Annotated in this window: 23 protein-coding genes and 2 pseudogenes; 15 read left to right on the forward strand and 10 right to left on the reverse strand. The window is 70.1% G+C overall.

The annotated features are described in order from the left end of the window. Window positions 1-263 precede the first annotated feature (263 nt). Window positions 264-416 (forward strand): MarR family transcriptional regulator, encoded by a 153-nt coding sequence (locus ACZ7GZ_RS33730; protein WP_471030122.1) that lies wholly within the window; start codon window positions 264-266, stop codon window positions 414-416. A gap of 467 nt (window positions 417-883) precedes the next feature. On the opposite strand, the gene ACZ7GZ_RS33735 is transcribed toward ACZ7GZ_RS33730, so the two are convergent. Together ACZ7GZ_RS33735 and ACZ7GZ_RS33740 are read right to left on the reverse strand one after the other, a co-directional pair. Continuing rightward, window positions 884-1,786 (reverse strand): FG-GAP repeat domain-containing protein, encoded by a 903-nt coding sequence (locus ACZ7GZ_RS33735; RefSeq protein ID WP_471030125.1) that lies wholly within the window; start codon window positions 1,784-1,786, stop codon window positions 884-886. Window positions 1,787-2,253: 467 nt separating this feature from the next. Continuing rightward, window positions 2,254-2,877, reverse strand: coding sequence for a TetR/AcrR family transcriptional regulator (locus ACZ7GZ_RS33740; RefSeq protein ID WP_471030126.1), 624 nt, complete (start codon window positions 2,875-2,877; stop codon window positions 2,254-2,256). 190 nt (window positions 2,878-3,067) lie between these two features. Between ACZ7GZ_RS33740 and ACZ7GZ_RS33745 the strand changes: the two genes are divergently transcribed. Continuing rightward, the gene (locus tag ACZ7GZ_RS33745) at window positions 3,068-5,272 is read left to right on the forward strand and encodes an MMPL family transporter (RefSeq protein WP_471030128.1); all 2,205 of its coding nucleotides are present in this window, start codon (window positions 3,068-3,070) and stop codon (window positions 5,270-5,272) included. Between the two features lie 32 nt (window positions 5,273-5,304). After that, window positions 5,305-6,027, forward strand: a complete 723-nt coding sequence (locus ACZ7GZ_RS33750) for a hypothetical protein (protein WP_471030226.1) — start codon at window positions 5,305-5,307, stop codon at window positions 6,025-6,027. 243 nt (window positions 6,028-6,270) lie between these two features. Here ACZ7GZ_RS33750 and ACZ7GZ_RS33755 read toward each other — a convergent pair whose 3' ends face one another. Both ACZ7GZ_RS33755 and ACZ7GZ_RS33760 read right to left on the reverse strand, forming a co-directional pair. After that, the gene (locus ACZ7GZ_RS33755; RefSeq protein ID WP_471030131.1) at window positions 6,271-6,954 is read right to left on the reverse strand and encodes a MarR family winged helix-turn-helix transcriptional regulator; all 684 of its coding nucleotides are present in this window, start codon (window positions 6,952-6,954) and stop codon (window positions 6,271-6,273) included. A gap of 47 nt (window positions 6,955-7,001) precedes the next feature. Then, window positions 7,002-7,883, reverse strand: a complete 882-nt coding sequence (locus ACZ7GZ_RS33760) for an SDR family oxidoreductase (RefSeq protein ID WP_471030132.1) — start codon at window positions 7,881-7,883, stop codon at window positions 7,002-7,004. A 48-nt stretch (window positions 7,884-7,931) separates the two neighbouring features. Between ACZ7GZ_RS33760 and ACZ7GZ_RS33765 the strand changes: the two genes are divergently transcribed. Beyond that, a complete protein-coding gene (locus ACZ7GZ_RS33765; protein WP_471030134.1) occupies window positions 7,932-8,303 on the forward strand; it encodes a MerR family transcriptional regulator in 372 nt (123 codons plus the stop codon). A 104-nt stretch (window positions 8,304-8,407) separates the two neighbouring features. Here ACZ7GZ_RS33765 and ACZ7GZ_RS33770 read toward each other — a convergent pair whose 3' ends face one another. Beyond that, the gene (locus ACZ7GZ_RS33770; RefSeq protein ID WP_471030224.1) at window positions 8,408-8,833 is read right to left on the reverse strand and encodes a VOC family protein; all 426 of its coding nucleotides are present in this window, start codon (window positions 8,831-8,833) and stop codon (window positions 8,408-8,410) included. Window positions 8,834-9,095: 262 nt separating this feature from the next. Here ACZ7GZ_RS33770 and ACZ7GZ_RS33775 point away from each other — a divergent pair, with 262 nt between their 5' ends. The 3 genes from ACZ7GZ_RS33775 to ACZ7GZ_RS33785 are packed head-to-tail and all read left to right on the forward strand — an operon-like array spanning window position 9,096 to window position 11,621. Then, window positions 9,096-9,260: a tryptorubin family RiPP precursor gene (locus tag ACZ7GZ_RS33775; RefSeq protein WP_471030135.1), complete on the forward strand. Its 165-nt coding sequence runs from the start codon at window positions 9,096-9,098 to the stop codon at window positions 9,258-9,260. Between the two features lie 56 nt (window positions 9,261-9,316). Then, the gene (locus ACZ7GZ_RS33780; protein ID WP_471030136.1) at window positions 9,317-10,405 is read left to right on the forward strand and encodes a cytochrome P450; all 1,089 of its coding nucleotides are present in this window, start codon (window positions 9,317-9,319) and stop codon (window positions 10,403-10,405) included. Further along, a complete protein-coding gene (locus tag ACZ7GZ_RS33785; protein ID WP_471030139.1) occupies window positions 10,392-11,621 on the forward strand; it encodes a cytochrome P450 family protein in 1,230 nt (409 codons plus the stop codon). The genes ACZ7GZ_RS33780 and ACZ7GZ_RS33785 overlap by 14 nt, the downstream gene beginning before the upstream one ends. Window positions 11,622-11,903: 282 nt before the next feature. Here ACZ7GZ_RS33785 and ACZ7GZ_RS33790 read toward each other — a convergent pair whose 3' ends face one another. After that, window positions 11,904-12,944 carry a helix-turn-helix domain-containing protein gene (locus ACZ7GZ_RS33790; RefSeq protein ID WP_471030141.1) on the reverse strand — a complete coding sequence of 347 codons (1,041 nt, stop codon included), beginning with the start codon at window positions 12,942-12,944 and terminating at the stop codon, window positions 11,904-11,906. Between the two features lie 399 nt (window positions 12,945-13,343). On the opposite strand from ACZ7GZ_RS33790, the gene ACZ7GZ_RS33795 reads away from it, so the two are divergent. Next, window positions 13,344-13,769, forward strand: a complete 426-nt coding sequence (locus ACZ7GZ_RS33795; protein ID WP_471030227.1) for a hypothetical protein — start codon at window positions 13,344-13,346, stop codon at window positions 13,767-13,769. Window positions 13,770-14,009: 240 nt separating this feature from the next. On the opposite strand, the pseudogene ACZ7GZ_RS33800 reads toward ACZ7GZ_RS33795, so the two are convergent. Continuing rightward, window positions 14,010-14,111 (reverse strand): annotated as a pseudogene (locus tag ACZ7GZ_RS33800) (zeta toxin family protein); the annotation flags it as partial. 93 nt (window positions 14,112-14,204) lie between these two features. On the opposite strand from ACZ7GZ_RS33800, the gene tap reads away from it, so the two are divergent. The 3 genes from tap to ACZ7GZ_RS33815 all read left to right on the forward strand — a co-directional run bounded on the left by tap (window position 14,205) and on the right by ACZ7GZ_RS33815 (window position 17,740). Continuing rightward, window positions 14,205-16,505: a telomere-associated protein Tap gene (tap, locus tag ACZ7GZ_RS33805; RefSeq protein WP_471030143.1), complete on the forward strand. Its 2,301-nt coding sequence runs from the start codon at window positions 14,205-14,207 to the stop codon at window positions 16,503-16,505. A gap of 9 nt (window positions 16,506-16,514) precedes the next feature. Continuing rightward, the gene (gene tpg / locus ACZ7GZ_RS33810) at window positions 16,515-17,072 is read left to right on the forward strand and encodes a telomere-protecting terminal protein Tpg (protein WP_471030144.1); all 558 of its coding nucleotides are present in this window, start codon (window positions 16,515-16,517) and stop codon (window positions 17,070-17,072) included. An 80-nt stretch (window positions 17,073-17,152) separates the two neighbouring features. Beyond that, entirely contained in the window at window positions 17,153-17,740 is a 588-nt protein-coding gene (locus tag ACZ7GZ_RS33815) for a histidine phosphatase family protein (RefSeq protein WP_471030146.1), read from the forward strand. Window positions 17,741-17,753: 13 nt separating this feature from the next. Here ACZ7GZ_RS33815 and ACZ7GZ_RS33820 read toward each other — a convergent pair. Together ACZ7GZ_RS33820 and ACZ7GZ_RS33825 are read right to left on the reverse strand one after the other, a co-directional pair. Then, window positions 17,754-17,927: pseudogene (locus tag ACZ7GZ_RS33820) on the reverse strand (transposase); the annotation flags it as partial. A 40-nt stretch (window positions 17,928-17,967) separates the two neighbouring features. After that, entirely contained in the window at window positions 17,968-18,336 is a 369-nt protein-coding gene (locus ACZ7GZ_RS33825) for a VOC family protein (protein WP_471030147.1), read from the reverse strand. 206 nt (window positions 18,337-18,542) lie between these two features. On the opposite strand from ACZ7GZ_RS33825, the gene ACZ7GZ_RS33830 reads away from it, so the two are divergent. Genes ACZ7GZ_RS33830 through ACZ7GZ_RS33845 form a run of 4 tightly spaced genes read left to right on the forward strand, consistent with a single transcriptional unit; the run spans window position 18,543 to window position 21,341 of the window. After that, window positions 18,543-19,064: a hypothetical protein gene (locus ACZ7GZ_RS33830; protein ID WP_471030149.1), complete on the forward strand. Its 522-nt coding sequence runs from the start codon at window positions 18,543-18,545 to the stop codon at window positions 19,062-19,064. Then, window positions 19,061-19,411: a transcriptional regulator gene (locus ACZ7GZ_RS33835; protein ID WP_471030151.1), complete on the forward strand. Its 351-nt coding sequence runs from the start codon at window positions 19,061-19,063 to the stop codon at window positions 19,409-19,411. Before ACZ7GZ_RS33830 ends, ACZ7GZ_RS33835 begins: the two co-directional genes overlap by 4 nt. Then, window positions 19,408-20,373 carry an ABC transporter ATP-binding protein gene (locus tag ACZ7GZ_RS33840; protein ID WP_471030152.1) on the forward strand — a complete coding sequence of 322 codons (966 nt, stop codon included), beginning with the start codon at window positions 19,408-19,410 and terminating at the stop codon, window positions 20,371-20,373. Before ACZ7GZ_RS33835 ends, ACZ7GZ_RS33840 begins: the two co-directional genes overlap by 4 nt. Next, window positions 20,370-21,341: an ABC transporter permease gene (locus ACZ7GZ_RS33845; protein WP_471030154.1), complete on the forward strand. Its 972-nt coding sequence runs from the start codon at window positions 20,370-20,372 to the stop codon at window positions 21,339-21,341. Before ACZ7GZ_RS33840 ends, ACZ7GZ_RS33845 begins: the two co-directional genes overlap by 4 nt. On the opposite strand, the gene ACZ7GZ_RS33850 is transcribed toward ACZ7GZ_RS33845, so the two are convergent. Then, window positions 21,331-22,245: a hypothetical protein gene (locus ACZ7GZ_RS33850; protein ID WP_471030156.1), complete on the reverse strand. Its 915-nt coding sequence runs from the start codon at window positions 22,243-22,245 to the stop codon at window positions 21,331-21,333. The genes ACZ7GZ_RS33845 and ACZ7GZ_RS33850 overlap by 11 nt on opposite strands. Between the last annotated feature and the right edge of the window lie 526 nt (window positions 22,246-22,771).

Below are 22,771 nucleotides of genomic sequence, written 5' to 3' on the forward strand. Positions count from 1 at the left end.
CAACCTCACCAAGCGCATAACGGACGAGACGACACCAACCTGGCGAGGGACTTACTAGAACAGAAAGGGCAATTCGCCTAGATCAAATGCCCTCTGACACGGCAGCTGTAGCCGGGGGAGGGCAGCCGGAGAAGCCCCGCCCTCACCCGGGCAGTCACCCATCCATGCACCACGCCGGGTCGCCAAGGCCGCCGAGCACCCCACCACGCGTAGCCCCGTCCCCGAAGAGGAGTCACTATGGCCGTGGAACGGCACACCTCAGGGTGCAGCCGGATACCGTACGGTCCTATCGCAAGCACGGGCTGCTGCCCCCGCCCGACCACATCAAGTGGGGGAGGCCCTGCTGGAACGCCGACACCATCCGCGGCTGGGTCGCCTCCCGCCCCGGCAGCCGCGTGCGCAGAGACGACAGCTGATCTCTGTGGTCAGCCAGTCGTGTGTGGCGGCGTACTCGCGCATCCCGGCGGCCGGGGGGGTGTTGGGGTTGTCCCAGACGAGGACGATGGGGGTTTGGAGCTGGACGTGGTCGCGGACGACAAGGCGCGGTAGTCGCTCCGGTGCGTGTGCACCTCGGTCCCAGGTCCGGGAGGGCGGCGGTGTCACCGCCTGCTCGTCGCGCTCCAGCGCCCGGCGGGCGGGACACCGCCAGGACCAGGCGTGCCGGTGCAGCCGCCGCCACACCGCCGCGAGCAGTTCAGCCGGAAGTTGCGGGCGGTCACCGCCCTGATCCGGGCCACGGTCCAGCGCTGGTCCTCCCAGCCATGCACGGCCGGCCCCCGCGCCGCCGCTCCGCGGTCAGCCCACCACCGCCCCGGGTCGGGACTGCGCTGACCGTGGCTGGCCCGGCCGCCGTCGACCGCAAGGGCTGGTCCCTGAGGGGGTTTCAGAAGAGTTCGCGGTACTGGTTGAAGCCGGTGTCTGTCTTGACTCGGGACACGAAGGGGGCGGCCGCTTTGCCCGTCCCCTTGTACAGCCACAGGTTGCCCTTGGGGTCGCGGGCGAGCAGGTCGCTGTGGCCGTCACCGTCGACGTCACCGGTGGCCACCAGCTTGTTGAACTGGTTCCAGCCGGGACCTGCCTTCACGCGGGACTCGAACGGCTTGCGCAGATCGCCCGTGCCCTTGTACAGCCACAGGACGCCCTGCTTGTCGCGGGCGACGATGTCCGGCTTGCCGTCGCCGGTCAGGTCGCCCTGGCCGGTGATCTGGGTGAACCGGTTCCAGCCGGCGCCGACCTTCACGCGCGGTGCCAGCGAGCCGTCCGCCCTGGTCTGCAAGCGCCACAGGACACCCTGCTTGTCGCGGGCCAGCAGGTCGGGGTGCTTGGCGCCACCCAGGGTGCCGGGGGAGAAGACGACGTTGTACTGACCCCAGCCGGTGGCCACCTTCGACAGGCGCCCGTTGCGCCAGAGATTCAGTGTGCCGTCGTCCATGACGTGGTACTCACCGTCCTGGTAGCCGGTCAGATCGGGGTCGATCGACACCCCGTACCTGAAGTGCGGCCAGACGTAGGCGCCCGACCGGTCGTCGAAGCCGCCCTTCCCGTCGGGCATGTAGGCGTACATCTGGCCCGACGGCAGGATCCCGGAGAGGAAGAAGAACGGCGCGGCGGGGGTGGGCTTGTGCTGCCCGGCCGCGGCGGCGCTCCGGGCGACGTTCTTCGCCGGACCGGTCGTCGCGGGGGCGCCGGCCAGAGCGGTGCCGGCGGTGGCGCCGACCAGGGCGACGGCGATCGCCGACGTGACGAGACGCGACAGGGCGCGCGCACGCCCGGAAGACTGCGTCATGTACGACTCCATGAGGTATGCGGAGAGGTGTGCGGAATCAGGCGGTGCGCTCTGCATAGGTGTTGGGGAGCGCCCGCATCAGTGTCCGGATCTTCGCACGTCTGTCGCAGTGGTTGTGTGGTGGGGTGCGGAAGGCGCAATTCTGCCCAGATGGCACTGCGGAAGGACCGTAACCGCCTTGCGCCGCGGCCCTTTCCTGTGGCCGAAAAGGGTCGGCCTCGGCGGGTGTTCCGCGGGTGTGCGCGGAATGTCGGCGTGAGTTGGCCTCAGGGGTGCTGGTGCCGCCTTGGTGAGGCTGAGCAGGCCGGGCTCGGGTTCGGCGAGGATGCCGCGATGCAGTTCCTGGATGAAACAACCGGCCCGCGACTTCGGTGCCGAGTTGCGGCGTCGTCGCGGCGGTGGAGCCGGCGTACCCCCGAGCCGTGCCGGGCCGGCGCCGGTCCCGCCGCGGTCACCCCGGCCCGCCGTCAGGGCCGTTCGGGAGAGCCGATCCCGCGCAGTATCCCGAAGGCGCGCAGCAGGGGTGCCGGGCCCGTGTCCGTGTCTCCGGACGCCCGGCGCGCCCTGCGGGTGCGCAGTACGGCACGCACCGCGGACAGGGCGGCGCACGCGATCACTGCGGCCGTGAGGTCGGCGTCCGGCGTGTCCGGCGGCAGCCTGCGTTGGACCAGGACGGTGAGCCGCTCCTCGAAGTCGGAGAAGGCCTGGACGAGCCGGGCGGTGACGACGTTCTCGATGTCCTGGACCGGGTGGCTGAGGGCGGTAAGAGTGGAGGCGGCGAACGGCTCGGCCGCCTCCAGCAGGGCGTTGCACACCGCGTCCAGGGGCTCCTCGTCCGCCGGACGCCGGGCCAGAGCGTTCTCGACGTAGGCGAAGATCTCGACGCCGTCCGGCAGCAGCAGCGCCTCCTTGCTCTCGAAGTAGCGGAAGAAGGTGCGCACGGAGACGTTCGCGTATGCGGCGATGTCGGCAACCGTGGTGGCCTCGAAGCCTCGTTGTCTGAACAGGCGTGCGGCCCCTTCCAGCAGGCGGCGCCGCGTCTCCTCCTTCTTGCGTTCGCGCAGTCCGGCGGGGGTGATCTCACTCGGCATGGTCCGAAGCCTCCCGCCATGGTGTCGCGACTGTCAATTGACACCCCTGTCACCCCCATGGCGGTCGCGGTCCGGGCCTGCTGCCTTCCAGGGGCGTCGCACCCGCGAATGGCACTACTGCCAATTGTCATTAGTGCCACTTCTTCCCTAGAGTTCGTGTCACTCGTGACACTTTCCTTGGGAGGCCACAGTGGCCCGACCTCTGCAGCACCCACCCGCGCCGACCGGGGCGCACAGCGCAGCACATCCGGCGACGGACTCCGCCGCGGCCCGCCGCGGACTCGGCCGTCTCGGCGGCTTCTGCGCCCGGCACCCGGCGGCGGTGATCGCCGCCTGGCTGCTGGTCCTCGTCGTCGCCCTGGCCGGCCGGCACCTCGCCGCGCCCACCTTCAGCGACCAGGTCAGCCTGCCCGGCACCGCCTCACACACCGGCGCCGATCTCCTCGCCACCTCGATGCCGCAGGCGGGCAGGCCGGGCGGCAAGGTCGTGTTCCACACCGGCTCCGGCACCGTGGCCGACCAGCGATCCGCGCTCGACCGGACCCTGGCCGACCTGCGCGATCTGCCGCACGTCAGCGCTGTCTCGGCGCCCGTCACCAGCGCCGACGGACGCACCGCGTACACCACCGTCGCCTTCGACGAGCAGCTGAAGAGCCTCGGCCACGACTACACCGGGCAGCTCGACAGGGCGACCGGGCCCGCCCGGGCGGCGGGGCTCGGCGTCGCCTACGGCGGTGATCTGGATCAGGTCGTCCGTGCACCGGCCGATGACAAGCTGAGCGAGGGGGTAGGCGTCGTCACCGCCCTGGTCATCCTGCTGTTGGCCTTCGGCAGTGTCCTCGCCGCGCTGCTGCCGCTGATCACCGCGCTGATCAGCGTCGGGGTCGGCCTCGGCATCGTGGGCATCGTCGCCGCCACGCTCTCCTTCGCGACCTCGGCCACCACCCTTGCCGGCATGATCGGTCTGGGCGTCGGCATCGACTACGCCCTGTTCCTGACGACGCGCTTTCGCCAGGACCTCATCGACGGGCGCGACCCGGTCGACGCCGCGGCCCGCACCGCGCACACCAGCGGACGCGCCGTCCTCATAGCCGCCCTGACCGTGGCCGTCGCCATGCTCAGTCTCTATGCCTGCGGGCTGGCCTTCATCGGCAAGATCGGCCTCGCGGCCACCCTCGCCGTCGTCGTCACCGCCGCTGCCGCCCTCACCCTCGTACCGGCAGCCCTGGGACTGGTCGGCAGGCGGATCGACCGGCTCCGGCTGCGCCGCCCGGTCGCTGAGGGCGCGGTGGCCGGCAAGGGCCAAAACCGCTACGCGGACGTCGTCGCCCGATCCCCCTGGACGTTCCTCGCCGTCGGCGTCGCCGTCCTCGGCGTGTGCTCCGTACCCCTGCTGTCGATGCGCCTCGGACACGTCGACGCCGGCGCCGACCGACCCGGCAGCAGCACCCGAACCGCGTACGACTGGATCGCGCACGCCGACGGGCGGGGCTTCGGTCCGGGGGTGAACGGCCCGATCGTCACCGTCGTCGACGTGAGCGGCGCGAAGTCGCCCGTCGACCGGATCACCAACGCCGTGACCACGGCCCTGCGGACCACCCACGGCGTGGCCGCCTTCACCCCCGTCAAGACGAGCGCCGACGGCAGGATCCTCGTCAGCACGCTCACCCCGACCACCGGCCCGCAGGACGCCGCGACCGGCGACCTGCTCGACAACCTCTCCGAGCGGACACTGCCGAAGGCCCTGAACGGCACGGGCGCCCAGGCCTACCTCACCGGAACCGTGGCCGGCCAGGCCGACTTCCGGGACACGGTCGGCACACGGCTGCCCGTCGTCATCGGCATCGTCCTGGTCCTTGCCTTCCTGCTGCTCATGACCGTCTTCCGCAGCCTGGTGATCCCGCTCAAGGCGGTCGTGCTCAACCTCTGCACCACGGCCGCGTCCTACGGCGTCCTCGTCGCGGTCTTCCAGTGGGGCTGGGGCGACTCACTGCTCGGGCTCTCGGAGCCGGTGCCCATCGAGTCGTACGTGCCGATGATGATGTTCGCGATCGTCTTCGGGCTGTCCATGGACTACGAGATCTTCCTGCTGTCCCGGATCGCCGAGGCCTGGCACCGCACCGGTGACAACCGGCTCGCCGTGGGGGAGGGGCTGTCCGCGACGGCGCGCGTGATCTCCGCGGCGGCCTTCATCATGACCGCGGTGTTCCTGTCCTTCACCGCCTCGCCGACCGTGGTCGTGAAGATGCTCGCCCTGGGGTTGGCGATCAGCGTGATCATCGACGCCACGGTGGTCCGCCTGGTCCTGGTGCCGTCCGCCATGTTCCTCATCGGCCGGGCGAACTGGTGGATACCCGGCAGGCTCGACCGGGTCCTCCCGCGCCTGCACGCCTGACCGCCCGCCGACCGTTCCGGAGCAGTGACCACGTGACATCGAACCGCCGCGGAAGGACCCGCGTCATCCTGGTCGCGACCGCCGCGACCCTGGCCCTCCTCACCTGCGCGACCGACCTCCTGGTCGAGCACCGGACCGAGGAGCGGGTCGTCGCCCGGGCCTCGCGCCGGCTGAAGCCGCAAGGCCCGGTGCACGCCGATCTCACCACCCCGCTCGCGGGCCTGCGCACCCTCGGCGGGGACGTCGGAGACGTCGAGGTGAGCGCGAAAGGCGTACGCCGTCAGCACGCCGTGCTGGATGTGACCGTCCGTCTGAGAGACGTCACGACGAACGGTGACAGCGCAGGCGGCACCGGGACCGCCACCGTGGGGTACGACCAGGTGACCCGGCGCCTGGGCGCGCTGGGCAACGGCCTGACGGCCGGCGGTCAGGACGGCGACTTGATCCTCGGCGGAGGCGTCGGCGGCCTGGGACTGCCGGTCACCGTGCGGGCGACCTTGTCCACGACCGCGCACGCCTTCACCATCACGCCCACCACGGTCAGCGTCCTCGGCCGAAGCGTGGCCGTCGACGACCTCGCCGACCTGCCGGCCGGCTCCGGGCTCCGCGACGAGCTGGAGCCCAGGACCGTAGCCGTCACCGGGCTGCCCCGCGGCGTCGCGCTCACATCGGCGCACGCCACCGGCGACGGCCTCGTCCTCGGCTTCTCCATCGCCGCCGGGCCGACACCGGGCGCGGGCGGGGGACCTGTCTGACCGTCCGAGCGGCAGATGCCCTGGGGGACCGACGGGAGCCGAGGTCTCCTTGAGTGCACGCACAGCCTCGTCGTGCGTAAGGCGGTTGGCAGCGACGAGGCCACCGAGTCCGCGCGGTGGCAACCGCCGTTGTCGGTCACGATGCGTTCGATCCGGGTGAGGCCGTGGGCCGCGAACCAGGCGCGTGGCCTATGGACCGGCACCTCGGCGGCCCGGCCGCGTTCCTGGGTGTCGTGGCCGTCGTCATGAGGGGTTGACCCTTTCGGTGGCGGCGAGGTGGGTGGCGATGCGCTGCTGGTTCTGAACAAGCCTTAGGCACAGGTGGCGGAGCTGGTGCAGTTCGGTGTCGGTGAATCCGTGGAACAGTGCCGCCATCGCCCGCTGTGTCGGTGTCCGGAATTCGTCCAACCATGTCAGGCCGGCGGGGGTGATGCGGACGAGGATGGACCGGCGATCATCGGGGTCGGGGTCGCGTCGGACGAGCCCTTCTCGTTCGAGTGTGTCGACCAGACCGGTGGCGTTGCGGGGAGTCATGCCTGCGGAACGAGCGAGGTCACCGAGATTCGCACCGGCTTCGCCGAGCGTGCGCAGCCGGATGAGGACATCGCTGGCTCCCGCGCTGAGACCACGGCCTTCCGATCCGTGGGTGCGAAGCCGCTCAACGGACCTGTGTGCGGCACGCGCCGCGGCAGCCGCCTCCAGGCGCAGGGTGTCACCCCCTGCCATGAACTCGGCCATGGCTTCCCGGACTTGAGGGTCATAGAGCAACCCGTCCGCGTTCTGGGCGAGCTGCTCGAAATTAGTTACCTGCTTCATAATGAAGTAGTACGCGATCGGATCGGGTACCGTCAAGACGCCGAAGGGACCCCGACGGCAGCCCTCCGCGGGCAACACACCCGCAGCCAGGGCCTGGTAGGCCCAGGCCATCGAGCACGTTCGTCATGGCCGGGCGGGGTCGTGCCGCGGTTCTTCCGTCAGCTGAACTCGACGGCATGGTCAACGGCCCACCTCGCGAAGGTGCCGGCCGGTCGGCCGGTGAGGCGCTCAACATGATCGGTGGTGCGGTTCGACTCAGGCCGGTGCAGCGAGGCAGCGATCAGCGCTTCCACCAGCCGCTCTGGACGTCCGTCTGCGAGCATTCTCGACCGCGCGAGGTCAGCGGCGACCACCTGGAAGCGCAGACGGCGCCGGAGCGCGACACCAAGAAGAGCGACTTGGTCGGCGCGACTCAGTACCTCTGGTCCTGTCAGCAGGTAGGGTCCGTGGTCGAGTTGGTGGTGGCGCACGAGCAATGCCGCTACGACGGCATCAGCGACGTCGCGCTCGTCGACGACGGCTGTGCGTGCGATGTCCGGGCCTGACACCACGTCGCCCGCCCGCAACTGGGTAACCCATCCACGGGCGTTGGACGCCAACGTGTCGCTACGCAGCACTATGGGACGCAGACCGGCATTGCGGAGCAGAGCTTCCATATCCGCGTGCACCTGAACGATGGGATCACTCTGGCGAGCCGCTTCGTCGTCGATGGCTGTCGAGGACAGGTAGACGACACGGGGTGCCGCTGCGACGAGCTCCGCAACCAGGTCGTGGGCGGGGGCGGAGTCGAGCAGCGGCCAGATCAGAAAGACAGCGTCGATGCCCACGAGCGCCGCGCGCACGGCAGCGGGGTTCGTGAGGTCGCCGACCGCCCACTCGACTCCGGCGCGCGGACCGGCCTGATCGCGCACGAGGCATCGTACGCGCGCGCCGTGTGCTTGGAGGCGGTCGACGACCTCACGGCCGAGGTTGCCGGCCGCGCCGGTGACCAGGATCGATGAACGGCAAGGGGAGCCCGTGGGGCCAGTGACATCAGGCATGATCGAGACGCTAAGGGTTCAGGTCGACATGAAGGCAAGGCGCGTATCGTGAAGACGATCGGAGAAGTAGCCGCAGGACTCGGAATCGAAGCCCACGTGCTGCGGCACTGGGAAGACGTCGGGGCACTCACCGTGCGTCGCGACGGCAACGGCTACCGCATCTACGATGACAACGCTGTGGAACAGGCACGCACGGTACTGAAACTGCGGCGCGTCGGGCTCTCGTTGCCCGAGGTGACCGCCGCCATGGCGCCGAAGAAGTCGGCGGCGCAGGCGGTCGTGAGGGCGAAGATCGCTGAACTCGAAGGCGAAGTCGTCCAGAGGCAGGAGGCAATCACCTTCCTGCAGCACACCCTTGAGTGTCGGCATCGCTACCTCGACGACTGTCCGGACTGCGCGACTTTCGTCCGTGAAGCCTGAGCGGAGAAGGCCCCGTCCGCAGCTTGGGGATCTTCAGGCCTTGAACTGCCCGATCTGCGCCGCTCTGCGGGACATGACCGAAGGTGGGGGACGTGCGCGGCCCCTCAGTCGATGCAGAACTCGTTGCCCTCGATGTCCAGCATCGGGATGCACGAATCGTTGCCGTCATACAGCGTTCGCACGTGTACCGCCCCGAGCGGGACCAGCCGTGCGCACTCGGCCTCGAGTGCGGCGAGGCGCTCCTCACCCACGAGTCCGGTGCCGACCCGCACGTCGAGATGCACCCGGTTCTTGGCGGCCTTCCCTTCGGGGACGCGCTGGAAGTACAGTCGCGGACCCACGCCTGAGGGGTCAACGCAGGCAAACCATGCGTCCTGCTGCTCAGGGGGCTGCGAGCGCTTGAAATCGTCCCACGTGGCATGTCCCTCGGGTGGCGGCGGTACGACGTACCCCAGCACCTCGCACCAGAAACGGGCGAGGCGCTCAGGTTCTGCGCAGTCGAAGGTGACTTGGAACTTCTTGACCGGCATCACCGGGCCACCGTATCGGCGTGTGATCTTCAGTGAAAGCCCCAGGATGCCATCGCCGCGCAGGGCGAGCGCCTTTCGTCAGCCTTCTGCTGGGGGACTTCCAGCATCCAGTGTGTCCTGTACTGGCCGACAAGCCGACGTCGCGTGAGCGTGAGCCGGTTCGGTCTGCTCCGCATCGCCGTGCGAACCGCGGCTTTCCTGCGGGTGCCCCTGCCTCCCTTCTGCATGAGCTGACCAGGGCGTTGATCGTTTGTTGATTGCTGTGAAGAAGTATGCCGAAGTCAGCTGCGCACGATCCTCACAAGGGAGTGTGCGTGATGTCTCCACCCTGAAAGGGGGTGCGGTGATGAAGCTTCTCTTCGCCATTCGCAACAAGGTGTCGGCTCACAAGAGCCTGAAGGCCAGCGCCTGGTACTTCTGGTACTGAGCCGACACATACCCGTAGGTACCCGTAGAACTCGGTGAGGTCGTCCCCGCCGCACGATGGGGACGGCCTCACCGGCCCTCGGCTTTTCCCGGAGACCCCACATGCGTACCACGGTGTTCCATCCACGACTTGCCGCCCTGCTCCGGGATCACCTCGGCCAGGACGTCTTCCGGCTCGAACCCGACACCGTCGGCGTCGCCGGGCACGAGGTCGCCGACAGGATCCTCGCAGCCCGCCGCGCCACCGAGACCGAACGGCCCACGTTCAAGCCGCTGCACGGGCGCTCGATCTCGCGTAACGAGGCGTCCTCGGTGATGCGGACCATCGGCGGTGACGTGCGCGAGGCGCTGAAACGGCCCCGGCCCCGGCCTGAGGACCTCGATCTGTCAGGGGTCTGGCCCCTCACCGGGCATCTGTTCCTGCGGGACCTCATCCTCGGCCAGGATCCCTACCGACTGCGGATCCTGATGAGCCGCAATCTCGAACTGACCCCCAAGCTCACGTGGGCGGTGATAGCCGCGGGTGCCGCGCTCCCGGGGCGGGTGGGGCGAAGTGGCGGCCGAGTGACGGGCATCGGGGGGCTGACGGCGGACGCCACCGGCTATCACGAACGCCGGTACGCCATGGGCATGTACCGGCGCGCGGCGGCCCCCGTGTGCTTCACGGTCTCCACCCTGGTCGCGAACGCGCTGTGGCTCGGCTCGCCGTTCGACTCCGGCACGCCGAACCGGCACATCCTCTACGAGGCCATGCGGCTGCTGCCGCCGTCGTGGAACATCCTGCGCAACGCCTGTTCCGAATACCCTGCCGTCGACCGGCGCATCGGCGCGGGCGACGACGTCCTCGTCCTGCCCCTCCTCTCCCATCGTGACCCGAAGTTGTGGGAGGACCCGCACGAGTTCCGTCCGGAGCGCTGGGACATCCTCGACCCCGACACCGCTCCTGGCTACCTTCCCTTCGGCCACTCCTCCGAGCGCTGCTGGGGCCGGCACATGGTGATGCCGCTCGCCGAGCTGCTCCTGGACCTGACACGCGGTGCGGGCCTGGCGGTCAGCCCCGCCCAGACCACCGCCAGGGTTCCCCTCGTCGGGCTGCTCGGTGTGGAGGACGTACACGTGACCAAGGTGCGCGATGCTGCCGCCTGAGCCGTCGCACCACTCGGAGACCACAGAGATCGTGGACGAGTCCTTCGGCTCCCGTCCGCACGACGTCTACCGGCGCTGGCGCGAGGAGGGCGGTGTCCGCAAGGTCCGCCTCCCGGGTCCTGCCCCCTTGGCCGGCTGGGTCGTCACCGGCCATGCCGCCTGCCGGGCGGCCCTCGCCGACCCCCGGTTGAGCAAGGACGGCGCGACCGAGTTGTTCGCACGCTACGCCGGACTCCCCCCGGGCGGCCCCGGCGGAGCGCTCACCACGCACATGCTCAACTCCGACCCGCCCCGCCATACCCGCCTGCGCCGGCTGGTGCAACAGGCCTTCACCATGCGGCGGGTGGCGGACCTGCGCCCCAGGATCGAGGCACGTGTCACCGCACTGCTGGACGCCCTGGACGGTGCGGACGAGGTGGACCTGATCGGCCGGTTCGCGCTCCCGCTCCCGCTCGCGGTGATCTTCGACCTGCTTGGCGCGGACGCCGACGACCACGGGATTCTTCAGGTCCGGGGTCACTCGGTGACCGGCGACGAGGGAGACGGGGAGGTCTCCGCCCTGACGGCTGAGGCGATGCTGGACCGCCTGCGCGCCCTGGTCGAGGACAAACGCGCGCACCCCGGTGACGACCTCCTCTCCGCTCTCCTCGCCGCACAGGACAACGACGGCCGCCTCACGGAGCAGGAGGTCACCTCCATGGCGTTCCTGCTGGTGATCGCGGGCCACCAGACCACCGTCAACCTCATCGCCAACGGCCTGCACGCGCTCCTCACGCACCCCGGGCAACTCGCCGCCGTGCGCGCCGACGCCTTACTGATCCGCGGCCTGATCGAGGAAGTCCTGCGCCATGAAAGCCCGTTCGGCATCGCGAGCCTGCGCTACACCACGCAGCCGGTGAGGATCGCAGCCACGACGATCCCGGCGGGGGAGTTCGTGCAGATCGCGCTGCTGGCCGGCAACCGCGATCCGGACGTCTTCGAGGACCCCGACCGTTTCGACATCACCCGCGACGCCTCCCGGCACCTGGCGTTCGGCCACGGCATCCACCACTGCCTGGGCGCACCACTGGCCCGCCTGCAGGCCGAGATCGCGTTCAGCCACGTACTGCGGCGCTTCCCCGGCCTGCGACCGGCCGATCCGACGCATCGTGCCCCCCGATGGCAGAACAACCCGCGACACCGCGGACTGCTCAGCCTGCCGGTCCGGCTGCGCTGACATCGTGCGAGGGGATGGGTTCGTACCCCGCACGCGATCCTGTCCCGCGACGTGACCGGCTCCCAGCCGTGCCCGAACCGGAGCCGAGTTCCAGTCACCAGGCGTTCGAGGAGGGGACTCGGTGCGTCGAGCCGTGCACTGTGACGTGGCTGCGCCGACGGCGTCCATCTGTTGAGGGGGATGGACGCCGTCGGCGTCGAGGGGCCGTTGTGCCGTGGGCGGGGCAGGGCACCCCCGTGGCCCTGGCGCGCTTGGGGCACTGGGCCTGTTGAGCGACCGAGATCAATGATGTGCCTGTGTGCCGGCGGTTGTCATTCGCACAGCGTCCACTTCGGTGTGCCTGCCGTCCACGCCTGTTCGGGTCAGCAGCTGGTCTCGTAGCTCGCTGGGTGTGGTGCCGTGTGCGGTGCGGAAGGCTCGGGTGAAGTCGCCGGGGCGGGGGTAGCCCCAGCGGGTGGCTATGGCGTGGATGGGGAGTTGGAGCAGACGGGGGTCCGTGAGGTCCTTGCGGGCGTGGGCCAGCCGCTGGTTGCGTATGTACGAGGCCACGGTCAGCTGCTCCTGCTGGAAGAGGCGGTAGAGATAGCTGCGTGAGATGTGGTGGGCCGCGGCGATTTTCACGGGGGTCAGGTCCGGGTCGCCCAAATGTTGCTGGATGAACGACTTGATGCGCAGGATCAGGGCGCGGGCATGCGTCTCGGGCGGCAGGTGCGGTTCCGCGTCCAGGGCGTGGGCGAAGACGGCGGTGACGAGATCGGTGACGACCCTGCCCAGCCGCTCGGCGTCGGCCGCCCGGTAGGAGGAGGTGTCCGAGGCCAGCTGCACGAGCAGCCCCGCCAGCAGTGCGCCGATGCCCTCGCGGCCCGATATCCGCCGTCCGACGACCCCGTCCGCGCGGCCGGCCGGGAGGTCCACCGCGGCGCGCGGGACCTCAACCCCGACGATGGTGACCGGGTCGGGCCCGGTGGAGATCTCGTAGGACCGGGACGAGTAGTTCACGTGGAAGTCGTCGATCCGGTACCCCACGTGCTGCCTGCCCCAGCTTGCCGCGCCGTCGCCGCGCCGCAGCAGGGACAGGTGGAACACCTCCGGGTCGGACTGGCGCACGAGCCTGGGCGTCCGGCGGAACACCAGGTGGTCGAAGGTCGCGGGCCACACCGTCACTTCGCCCAGCCCGATCACGCGCTGGTCCCCCCGGTAGTCGGCGCTGCGATCGCTGCTCAGGTGCATCGGCGCGTGCGTACGCCCCAGTTGCTCCGTCCACGCCTCGAAACGGTCGCTCGCCGGCAGTTCCTGGGTGGTGAAGACGGTTTCAGGCAACACGAGGGTAGTCAACCACAGGGCTGAGCAGGGGCCGTCAGGCGTGCAGGGGTGCGGTGCCAGGCCGTTCGCCCATCAACTCCCCCCGCGCCGCGGTCGGTTCATACGTGGCCCTTCTCCGGGTTTGCTGAACCTGTGGCGCGACGTTGCGGGAGACCGCCTCGTTGGGAGCCGCAGGCCGGTTCTCAGGGAGTGGGGCTCTGTGGCTGCGGCCAGCGGATCACTGGCTGCGTCCCCTTCGCTTCGGGCAGCACCGCGCGGAGCTGACCACGAAGGCGTACGCCTTCGGCATGTCGGTGCGCCAACGCCTCACCGCCACCGGCGCTTTGCCATCCAAGCCGGTCCCCCCCGATCAGGGCCCGCTACGAGAACAGTGTCTGCGGCGCCTCGTACGGTCCTCACATGGGTATCACCTCGGCCTGGTCCATCAGCGCCCACAACGACGACTTCATCAGGACTCTTGCTCCGCGGCTGCTCCCGCTGATCGCCGCGGAGCGGGACGCCCCGTTCGCACGAGAACGCTGGGACCGCTGGCGCCGGGAGTCTCTGCCCGACTTCCGGACCTGGCGGAATCCCTTCGGCCGGTCCAGCCGAAGGGAGGCGGACGCGCTGGACTCGTTCCACGAGCTGACCGTTTCCGGGGACCACGTGCAGAAGATGTACGACGGCCTGTCGCCCGACGACGACTTCTCACTACAGCTTGCTGCGCCGAGCCGACCCACAGAGTTGTACGGCCCGTGGGTCGTCCAGGCCGATGATGCCGCTGAGGTAGGACAGACGATCAGCTCGTCGAAGATCCAGCGGTGTTCGGCGGGCGAGACCCGGTGATCGTCGATGCCGGGCGCGCCCGGCGGGGCCGGGTAGCGCCTCCGGCGTCGCGAGCGCGACCACCTCGATCGGTGCCGGGAGCGGCGGTATGCCACCGAGGAGATGCGGGGCTCGTCGGGATCGGTGAGGGCGGATTCGGCGACCGCGTCGAACTGACAGGCGAGGACGTGCCCTTCGACCGCAGCCCGCCAGCGGGTGGTATCCGGCCGGACCTGCGGCGCCGACGGTGCGAACGGCCCCGCCGCGTCGCTCCAGCACCGCCTGGACCAGGTCGGCGGCCTTCGTCTTCGCCGCCCCGGGCTCGCCACCGACGATCACCTCGACCGGCTGCTCCTGCGGCACGCTCTGACCGCAAATTAAAGGATAAATCGAAAGTAAAACTTGGGGTCCAAATTCAAAGGTAAATTATGGTAGGGTTTCGGGTGGAGGTGAAGCATGCCGACGGAAGACGAGCTGTTCGCTGCCGTGGACGCGCTGCTCGCGGGAGAGCCGGAGCTGCCCGAGGCAGCCGAGCGGACCCGGCTCCGCGAAGCGGCTGGCGTCACCCAGGCCCGGCTCGCGCAGGTACTGCAGACGACGACGCAGACGGTGAAGAACTGGGAGGCCGGCCGCTCCGAGCCGCGCCCCCCGCGCCGCCAGGCATATCAGCGACTCCTTGACGGATGGGCGGAGCAATTCCCCGCCGACGCCGGCCCGGCCACGCCCGTGCAGGAATCGGCGGTGCCGGAGACGCTCACCGGCCCAGCGGCCCCGTCGCCGGAGGTGCGGCCCCTGCCCACAGCCCCGGCACCCGAGACCGCGGCCATGACTGATTCCGAGAACACCCAGGGCCGCCCTTCCGAGAACACCCAGGCCCGCCCCTCCGAGAACATCCAGGCCCGCCCCACCGCAGGCACCGCTGCTCCGGCTGCCGTGTCGCGTCCGGCGCGCACCGCCAGGCCGTCGTCGTCGCGCCGCCCGGCCGTCCGGAAGGCCGTCCCGGCGAACATCCCGGCGGGCGGCGCAGATCCACGCTTCGAGCACGGGCCGCTCGCGGTGGTCGACGTCGAGAATGGCCAAGTGGTGGCGTACTGCGCTGGCGGCCTGGTCCTGGAAGTGCCTGCCAAGTCCTTCCCGGGCCTGGTGGAGTGGACCCTGAAGGAGGCGAAGCTCGGGCAGCCGAAGCTGTCCGGCCCGGGCAAGGACGCCGACCCGCTGCTCGTACTCACCGAGTCCGCGCTGGAGCGTTACGGTCTGCCGGTCGCCCTCACCGACGAGGAGCGGCTCGCCGGTCGAATTCCGGAGGGCCACAAGGTCATCGCGCAGCTGGCCCGCGCCGACTGGAGCCTGACCAAGAGAGGCTTCGGACCGTGGGCGCGGATCTACCGCCCGGCGCAGGGCTCGGAGCGGGCCTGCGTCCAGCTGTGCATCCCGTCCTGGCACGCGCTGGACTCCCGCCACTGGGGCAACGCCGCTCAGCTTCCGCCGGCGGAACTCGCCCAACTCCTGACCGTGTACGCCACCCGCGTGATGACGCCGCGCGGCTCCACGGCCGTGACCGGCCTGGAGCTGATGACCGCGCTGCACCCGCCGACCCGCGCCTCCGAGCCCGACGCCGACGGTCGCCGGCACTCCGAGCACAACCCCGGCTCGCTGGGCAAGGACCCGGTGGACTGCGCGCCGTGCGAGGCCCCGGACGGGCACCCGCTCCTGGCGGACCTGCCGCGGTTCCACGTGCGCGGCCCGGCGGAGAAGCTGTTCGAGGAGGCGTACGACTGGGCACGGCCGATGACCGATGCAGAGTGCACCCTGCGGTATCTGGTCGGCGTCGACGTGAACCTCGCGTTCGGCGCCGGCGCCAACGGCCTGACCGTGGGCCTCGGCGCGCCCACGCACGTCAAGAACCCGGTGTTCGACCCGAAGCTGCCCGGATCGTGGCTGGTCGACCTGTCCCACGTCGACCTGTCCCGGGTAAAGGTCGGCAAGGACAAGTGGGCGGACCTGGACGCGAGTCTGATGCCCAGCCCGTTCACTCCGAAGGGCGAGCGCCCCGAGGGCCCGGCCTGGTACACGACGCCGACCGTGGCGTACGCGGTGGAGCTGGGCTACGAGGCGCGCCCGAGCGAGGCGTGGGTCCGCCACGAGAACGGCCGCTATCTGGACGGCTGGTACAACCGGCTCCGTGACGCCTTCCTCGCCACGATGGCCGACCTCGGCGTGCACGCGGACATGGCGCCGGCCGACTTCCTGGCCGCCATGGACGGTTACAAGGACCGCGACCCGCAGCTGGCGATCATCGTCTCCGCGATCAAGGCCACGGTCAAGGGCGGTATCGGCAAGCTTCGCGAGCGCCCGCGGGGTGAGGGCTGGCGGCCGGGCCAGCCGTGGCGAGCGCTGTCCCGCCCGACGTGGCGGCCGGACATTCGCGCGGCGGTCATCTCCCGCACGCGGATCAACCTCCACAGGAAGATCGTCAAGCACGCGGCGTTCACCGGGCAGTACCCGGTCGCGATCCTGTCCGACTGCGTCGTGTACGCGTCCAGCGGCGAGTCGCCGCTGGACTTCCTGCCCTACCGGGACGGCAAGCCGCTGCCCGGCGGCTTCAAGCTCGGCATCAACCCGGGCCTGGTCAAGCACGAGGGCACCCAGACCGTCCTGTGGGGAGAAGAGGTCCGCGAGCGGTTCAACGCGCCGGAGCTCAACCTCGCCCGGTACATCAAGGACGGCACCGTCACCGACGCCGACAACGGAGAGTAGGAGAGGGCGATGACCCTGTTCGGGGACGGGCTGGATGCCGCGGTGCAAAAGGCGTTCACCCGCCCGGCGCCCAAGAGCGCCGGCGCGCGGATGCGTTACCTGGTCAGGCAGCTCAAGGGCACCAAGGCGGTCGCCCAGCTCCTGCGCATTTCCCAGCGCACCGTCGAACGGTACGTCAAGGACCAGATCAAGAAGCCGCGGCCTGACCTCGCGGCGCGCCTGGAGCGCGAAGTGAGGAACCGGTGGCAACCGCAGGTCCGCGCCAGGGCGCGCCAAAGGGCAGCGACGACCGGCGGCATCGTCATCGACACCCAGGCCCGGATCGGCTACACGGCGCCGATCGGTTCGACGGACGATGCACGGCTCCGCCACCTGACCGTGGCGCTGCCGCCCCGCTACGCCGCCCGCCTCTTCGCTGCCCAGGAGGCCGGTGCCAGCGACCAGCAGCTCACGGAGATCGCGGCCGAAGGGCTGAGGGAGGTGTACTTCCAGGACGACGGCCGCCGTGCCGGCCAGCTGGAGGAGGTCCGCCTCACGGACATCGAGCACCTGGAGTTCGACCTGTAGCAGGCGCGGACCGAAGAGCCCACGAGCGAAGACGGGCAGTCGGGCCCACCGTGTCCCGTGATCAGATAGCGTGCTCGCTCATGGGGGAGCTGATATTGATCAGGCACGGCCAGACTGAGTGGAGCCTGTCGGGCCAGCACGCGGGGCGCACTGACGTTCCGCTGACTGACGCGGGTGAGGCATCGGCCAAGGCGCTCGCATCGAGGTTGGCCCGACGCCCGCTGGTCGGCGTGTTCAGTAGTCCGCTGAGCCGCGCCATGCGGACGGCCGAGCTGGCGGGACTGGCCGGCGTCAGGCCCGATCCCGACCTGGTGGAGTGGGATTACGGCGGCTATGAGGGCCTGACCGCAGCGCAGATCCGCGAGGGGCGGCCGGGCTGGGACCTGTGGCGGGACGGCGTCATTCCCGGCGACGTTGACCATCCCGGTGAGCGGCTCGAGCAGGTGGCCGCGCGTACGGACGCGGTGCTGGACCGGATCCGGCCGCTGCTGAACGACGGCGACGTCGCCGTGGTCGCTCACGGTCATCTAGCGCGCGTGCTCACCGTGCGGTGGCTGGGCCTGGACGCGTCGGCCAGCCGGCTACTGGGCCACCCGCATCCGGGAACTCTGAGCTTCCTGGCCACTGAGGATGGGCAACCGTTCATCTCTGCCTGGAACGTCCCGTAGTCAGCCCGCCGCATCACGCCTGCCGTGAGAGGCGCCGCCAGCGTATGAGAGCCGCAGCGATGCCGGCGAAGGCGAGGAATTGTTCTGCCTTGCGTTCGTGACGGCGGTGCAGACGGCGGTAGCCGGCCAGCCAGGCCAGCGTCCGTTCCACGGTCCAACGGTGGCGGTCCAGGCGCCGGATGGACTCAGCAGGCAGCTCACGACCAGCACAAGCACCTGGAACGGCGTCACTGAGCCGGGATCGGCTGGGTGAGGTTCACCGGGTTGCCGTCGGGGTCCTGGATGTGGGCGACGCGCTGTCCCCACGGCATGTCGTTGGGGCCGCCGCGGACCGAGCCGCCCAGCGCCGTTACCCGGCCGAGCGTCTCATCGACGTCGTCGACCCCGATGCTGAGCAAGATCCGCGAGGCCCCCCGGTCTCCCGGGTTCGCCTTGGCCACCAGCCCGAGGTCGGTGTCGCCGATGCGCAAGCCGAGGTAGAAGACCGGGCCTTCCTCCGGCACGCGGAAGATCTCCCTGGCGCCGAACAATTTCGTATAGAAGCCGAGCAGGACGTCGTGGTCGGCAGTCAAGATCACTGGCTGGATGGTGGACATGGCACTCCTGTCGAGAACGGTCGTGTCGCTGGGTAGACCGTTCGAGGACGGTGAACTCATCGGCACAACCGCCCTGCCAATTCGACTTGCCTACCGGGAAAGACGGAGCTAACTTTCCCGGTAGGCAAGTAAACGCGGGGGCGTTCCGGCCTGATTCGGTCCGGCGCGCCCCGGCGATCCAGCAACGTCTTCGGGGAGGCGATGGCATGACCACACCGGTGGATGCCGAGCGGGCCTGGCAGGATCTCCAGCGGATCCGGGTGCCGCAGGAGCGGGTGTACGACGAGATCGAGCGATGCGCGCACGGGGATCCCAAGGCCACCTACATCACGGCCGCGATCATGTGGGTCTTCCTCGCCGGCATGGGACTCAACCTCCCGGCGTGGGGCCTGTGGCTGACGCTCGCAGCCTATATCGGCATCCTGAGCACCCTGGTTGTTGTCTACAGCCGCCGCACCCGGATGCGGCTGCACCGCTCCAGGTACAGCTGGCGCAGCTTCGCCACGTTCATCGCGGGCGGGTGCCTCACCGGCGGCACGACCGTGCTCTCCGACCACCTGGCGGACTCACTCGCCCTGCCCTGCCCCAGCCTGATCACGGCCACCGCCGCAGCTGCCGTGTTCGTCCTCTTCACGGGACCGGCGAACCGCTGGGCGGTCAGCCCACTCCGCGAACGCGCGCTGCGCGGCCACGCCACACAAGCCATTCACGAGGAGCCGGACCTATGAGCACCCCCACGGGCTTCGACGAACTGATCCATCCCTCCACCCGGTTGTCGATCGTTGCCCTGCTGTCCGCCACGGAATGGGCCGACTTCCCGTTCATCCGCGACAGCCTCTCGCTCAGCGACTCCGCGCTCTCCAAGCAGCTGCACACCCTGGAGGAGGCCGAGTACCTGGAGATCCGCAAGGAGGGCGGCGGGCGCAAACGCCGCACCAAGGTACGGCTGACGGCCCGCGGACGCACTGCCTTCGACGGCCATGTCGCCGCTCTCCGCGCCATCGTCGAGGGCGCGGGCCCCGCGGCGGCGCAGCAGACGGCCCCCGAACAGCACCACGCGGAGGCGAGCCGATGACCAGCACAGCCGCCGGCTCCCGCCAACCCGTCGTCACCGCAGGGGAGTTGCGGGTGTCGTACGGTAGCACCGAGGTGCTCCAAGGCGTCGACCTGGACATCCACCGCGGGGAGATCTTCGCCCTACTCGGCCCCAACGGCGCCGGGAAGACCACCACCGTCGAGATCCTGGAAGGCTTCCGGCAGCGCTCCGCCGGCGAGGTCCGCGTCCTCGGCAAGGACCCGGCGCACGCCGACGAGGCCTGGCGCGGCCGGATCGGCCTCGTGCTCCAGTCGTGGCGCGACCACCGCCGCTGGCAGGTCGCCGAGTTGCTGCGGCACTTCGCGACGTACTACCCCGATCCGCGCGACCCGGAAGAACTGTTGGAGCTGGTCGGTCTCACCCACCGAGCCCGGCACCGGGTCGACCAGCTGTCCGGCGGCCAGCGGAGGCGTGTCGACGTCGCGCTCGGCATCGTCGGCCGCCCCGAGCTCCTCTTCCTGGACGAGCCGACCACTGGCTTCGACCCCGAGGCGCGGCGCGAGTTCCATGACCTGGTCGAGCGACTGGCCCGCGACGAGGGCGTCACCATCCTGCTGACCACCCATGACCTGGCCGAGGCCGAGCGTCTCGCCGACCGGATAGCGATGCTGGTCAACGGCCGTATCCGGGCCTGCGGCACACCCACCGAGCTCGCCCGGCGGGCCGCCGCCCAGGCGGAGGTCCGCTGGACGGCACCGGACGGCGCGCCGCGCCGCGAGCGCACCGCGAATCCCTCCCTGCTGGTCTGGGAGCTGCACCGCGAGGCCGACGGGCCGATCGCCGACCTGGAGGTCCGCCGCCCGACGCTGGAGGACACCTATCTGCACATGGTGCACCAGGACGCCGGCGGCACCACGGGCGCCCGGAGCGCCGCGGACGCCGGAACCGCCGGCAACACAGCCCTGGTGGGCGCCGGAACGGGGGAGGAACGATCCACATGAGGGAGACGGACATGACAGCGGTGCGGCACGGGACCGCGCGGGGCGGGACCGGCACGACGGACGGGGCTGCCGGCGGGGGCACCGGCGCCCCGGGGCCGGACCGCGCCCGCGGCCGGCGGCTGCGCTCATGGCAGGCCGGGCTGCGGCGCGGCGGTATCGAGGTGCGTCATCTCCTGCGCAACCGCAAGGAGTTCGTCAGCTATCTCAGCAATGTGGTGGTCGCCCTGATGGTCGCCTCCTTCATCCATGACGACCTGCCCGGCACCCATATCCCCGCCGCCCACCTGACGATCGCCGGGTTCGCCGCGTATCTGCTGTTCCAGGTGGGGCTGATCAACCTGCCGCAGATCCTGGTGACCGAGCGCGACGAGGGCACGTTGCTGCGGCTGCGGGCCACGCCCGGTGGCATAGCGGCCTATCTGGTCGCCAAGTCCGTGCTGATCGTCAGCATGGCGATGGGCATCATCACCGTCCTGCTGGGCGCCGCCGCGTTGTTCGTGGACGGGCCGCTGCCGCACAGCCCCGGCGGTTGGCTGACGCTGATATGGGTCATCGCCCTCGGTCTGCTCGCCGTCGTACCGCTGGGCGCGGCCATCGGCGCCGTGCTGCCCAACGCCCGCGAGGCGCTGGCGATGATCATGCTGCCCGCGATGGCGCTGCTGGTGACCTCGGGGGCGATGTTCCCGATCGGCCGGCTGCCGGTGCTGGTGCAGGACGTGGCATCCGTCTTCCCGCTCCGTTGGATGGCGCAGGGCGTGCGCTCGGCGCTGCTGCCGGACGCCGCGCGGGTCGCGGAGCCGTCCGGCTCCTGGCAGCTGCCGACGGTCGCGCTGGTGCTGGCCGGCTGGGCCGTCGTCGGCTTCCTGCTCGCCGTCCCGCTGCTGCGCCGCGCCGCCCGGCGCGAGTCCGGCTCCCGGCTGACCGAACGCCAGGGCAAGGCGCGGATGAGCGACGCGCTCACGATATGACGCGACATCGCTTTGGGGAGCTGACCATGCCAGCGCCCTGCTCGCCCTCAAGAATCACACGGGTCCGGAGGACGCCGAGGCCGTCTTCGCTGTGCTGCGGCGCCGACCGGACGGCGAACTGCTGTGCAACGCCCTGGGCACGCGGGCACCGTCCTCGCAAGCTCAGCGCGACCGCGGCTACGGCCACGACAAGTACCGCCGCCTCGCCTGGGACCTCGGCGTGAAGCCGCTGATCGCGCGACGCGGCACCGAGCACGGCTCCGGCCTTGGCATCCAACGCCGGGTCGCAGAGCGCGTCTTCGCCCATCTGCACTGGTTCGCCGCCTGCGATTCGCTGGGAGCTACGCGACGACATCCACGAAGCCTTCCTCACTCCGGGATGCGCACTGCTCTGCTGGCGACGCCTGGACTCAGCAGTCGCCCGCCAATTCTTCTGCAGTGCGCGAGTGACACCGGCGATGACGGCGGTCGTCAGCACCCCGCCGAAGGCGATCAGCAGGTAAGCCAGCCACTGCTGGCTGTCGTTCGACCAGTGCCAGGTGGTGCGCTGACCCAGGCCACCGACGGGGATCAAGAGGTCGAGTGTGTAGACGAGGGGCTCGAAGGGGGCGCCTTGACCTCGTTGGACTGGGTTGGGGGAGTGAATGCTGAAGGACAGCGTGCCCAGCAAGGTCAGCGCGAGTAGCCAGACGCCGGCCAGCCAGGGTCGGTAGCCGTAGCCAACGGTAACGTCGAGCAGATGCCCCCACGCTCGCCCCGCCGGATGCAGTGTGCTGCGTCGGTGACGCTGCTTGGCCAGGAGCACCCGACGCGCATCGTCATCGTGGCCGGCCATCCGGTACCAGCTCGCCAACTGCTCGTACGGCTGTGGGCTGTAGCCGGGGCTGCGACGTATCCACTCCACACGGTATGCCACAGGGTGTCGACGCCCCACCGCCTCCCGTCGTTCACCCGCCTCGACGGCCTTGATGGAGCCGTAGACCGAAGCCGTCCAGCTCCCTCCACGTCCGGCCAGCTGTGCTCACTGTCGTGGAGACAGGACACCTGCGCGCTTCGCAGGTCCACGGTGCCTGACGGCGGCCGGGCGAGGGCGAAGTCAAAGTCGGCCACCCGCATCAGGAGGCCCGCCAGGGCCGTGCCGTCACCGTCGGCTGCCGCGTTCAGGACAGCTCCTTCGAAGGTCAGGTCGTCTGAGACCCGGGCGCCGCGCAGCCTCACAGTCCCGTCTGCGGTGAAGCCTCCGCAGAAGTTCAGCGTCGACGCCACGACGCTGTCCAGAGCCAGGGCCACTCCGCGCGGCCCTGGGCGTCCCAACGGTACGGGCACTCCAGGTGTGCACCCTGCATGAACAGTCCACCTGGCAACCGCGCTCCCAGCAGGCGTATGCCGCCACGGGCGGTGAACCCGTGCATGCAGAAGACACCGCCTCC

The sequence above is a fragment of the Streptomyces sp. NPDC037288 genome (assembly GCF_055603265.1).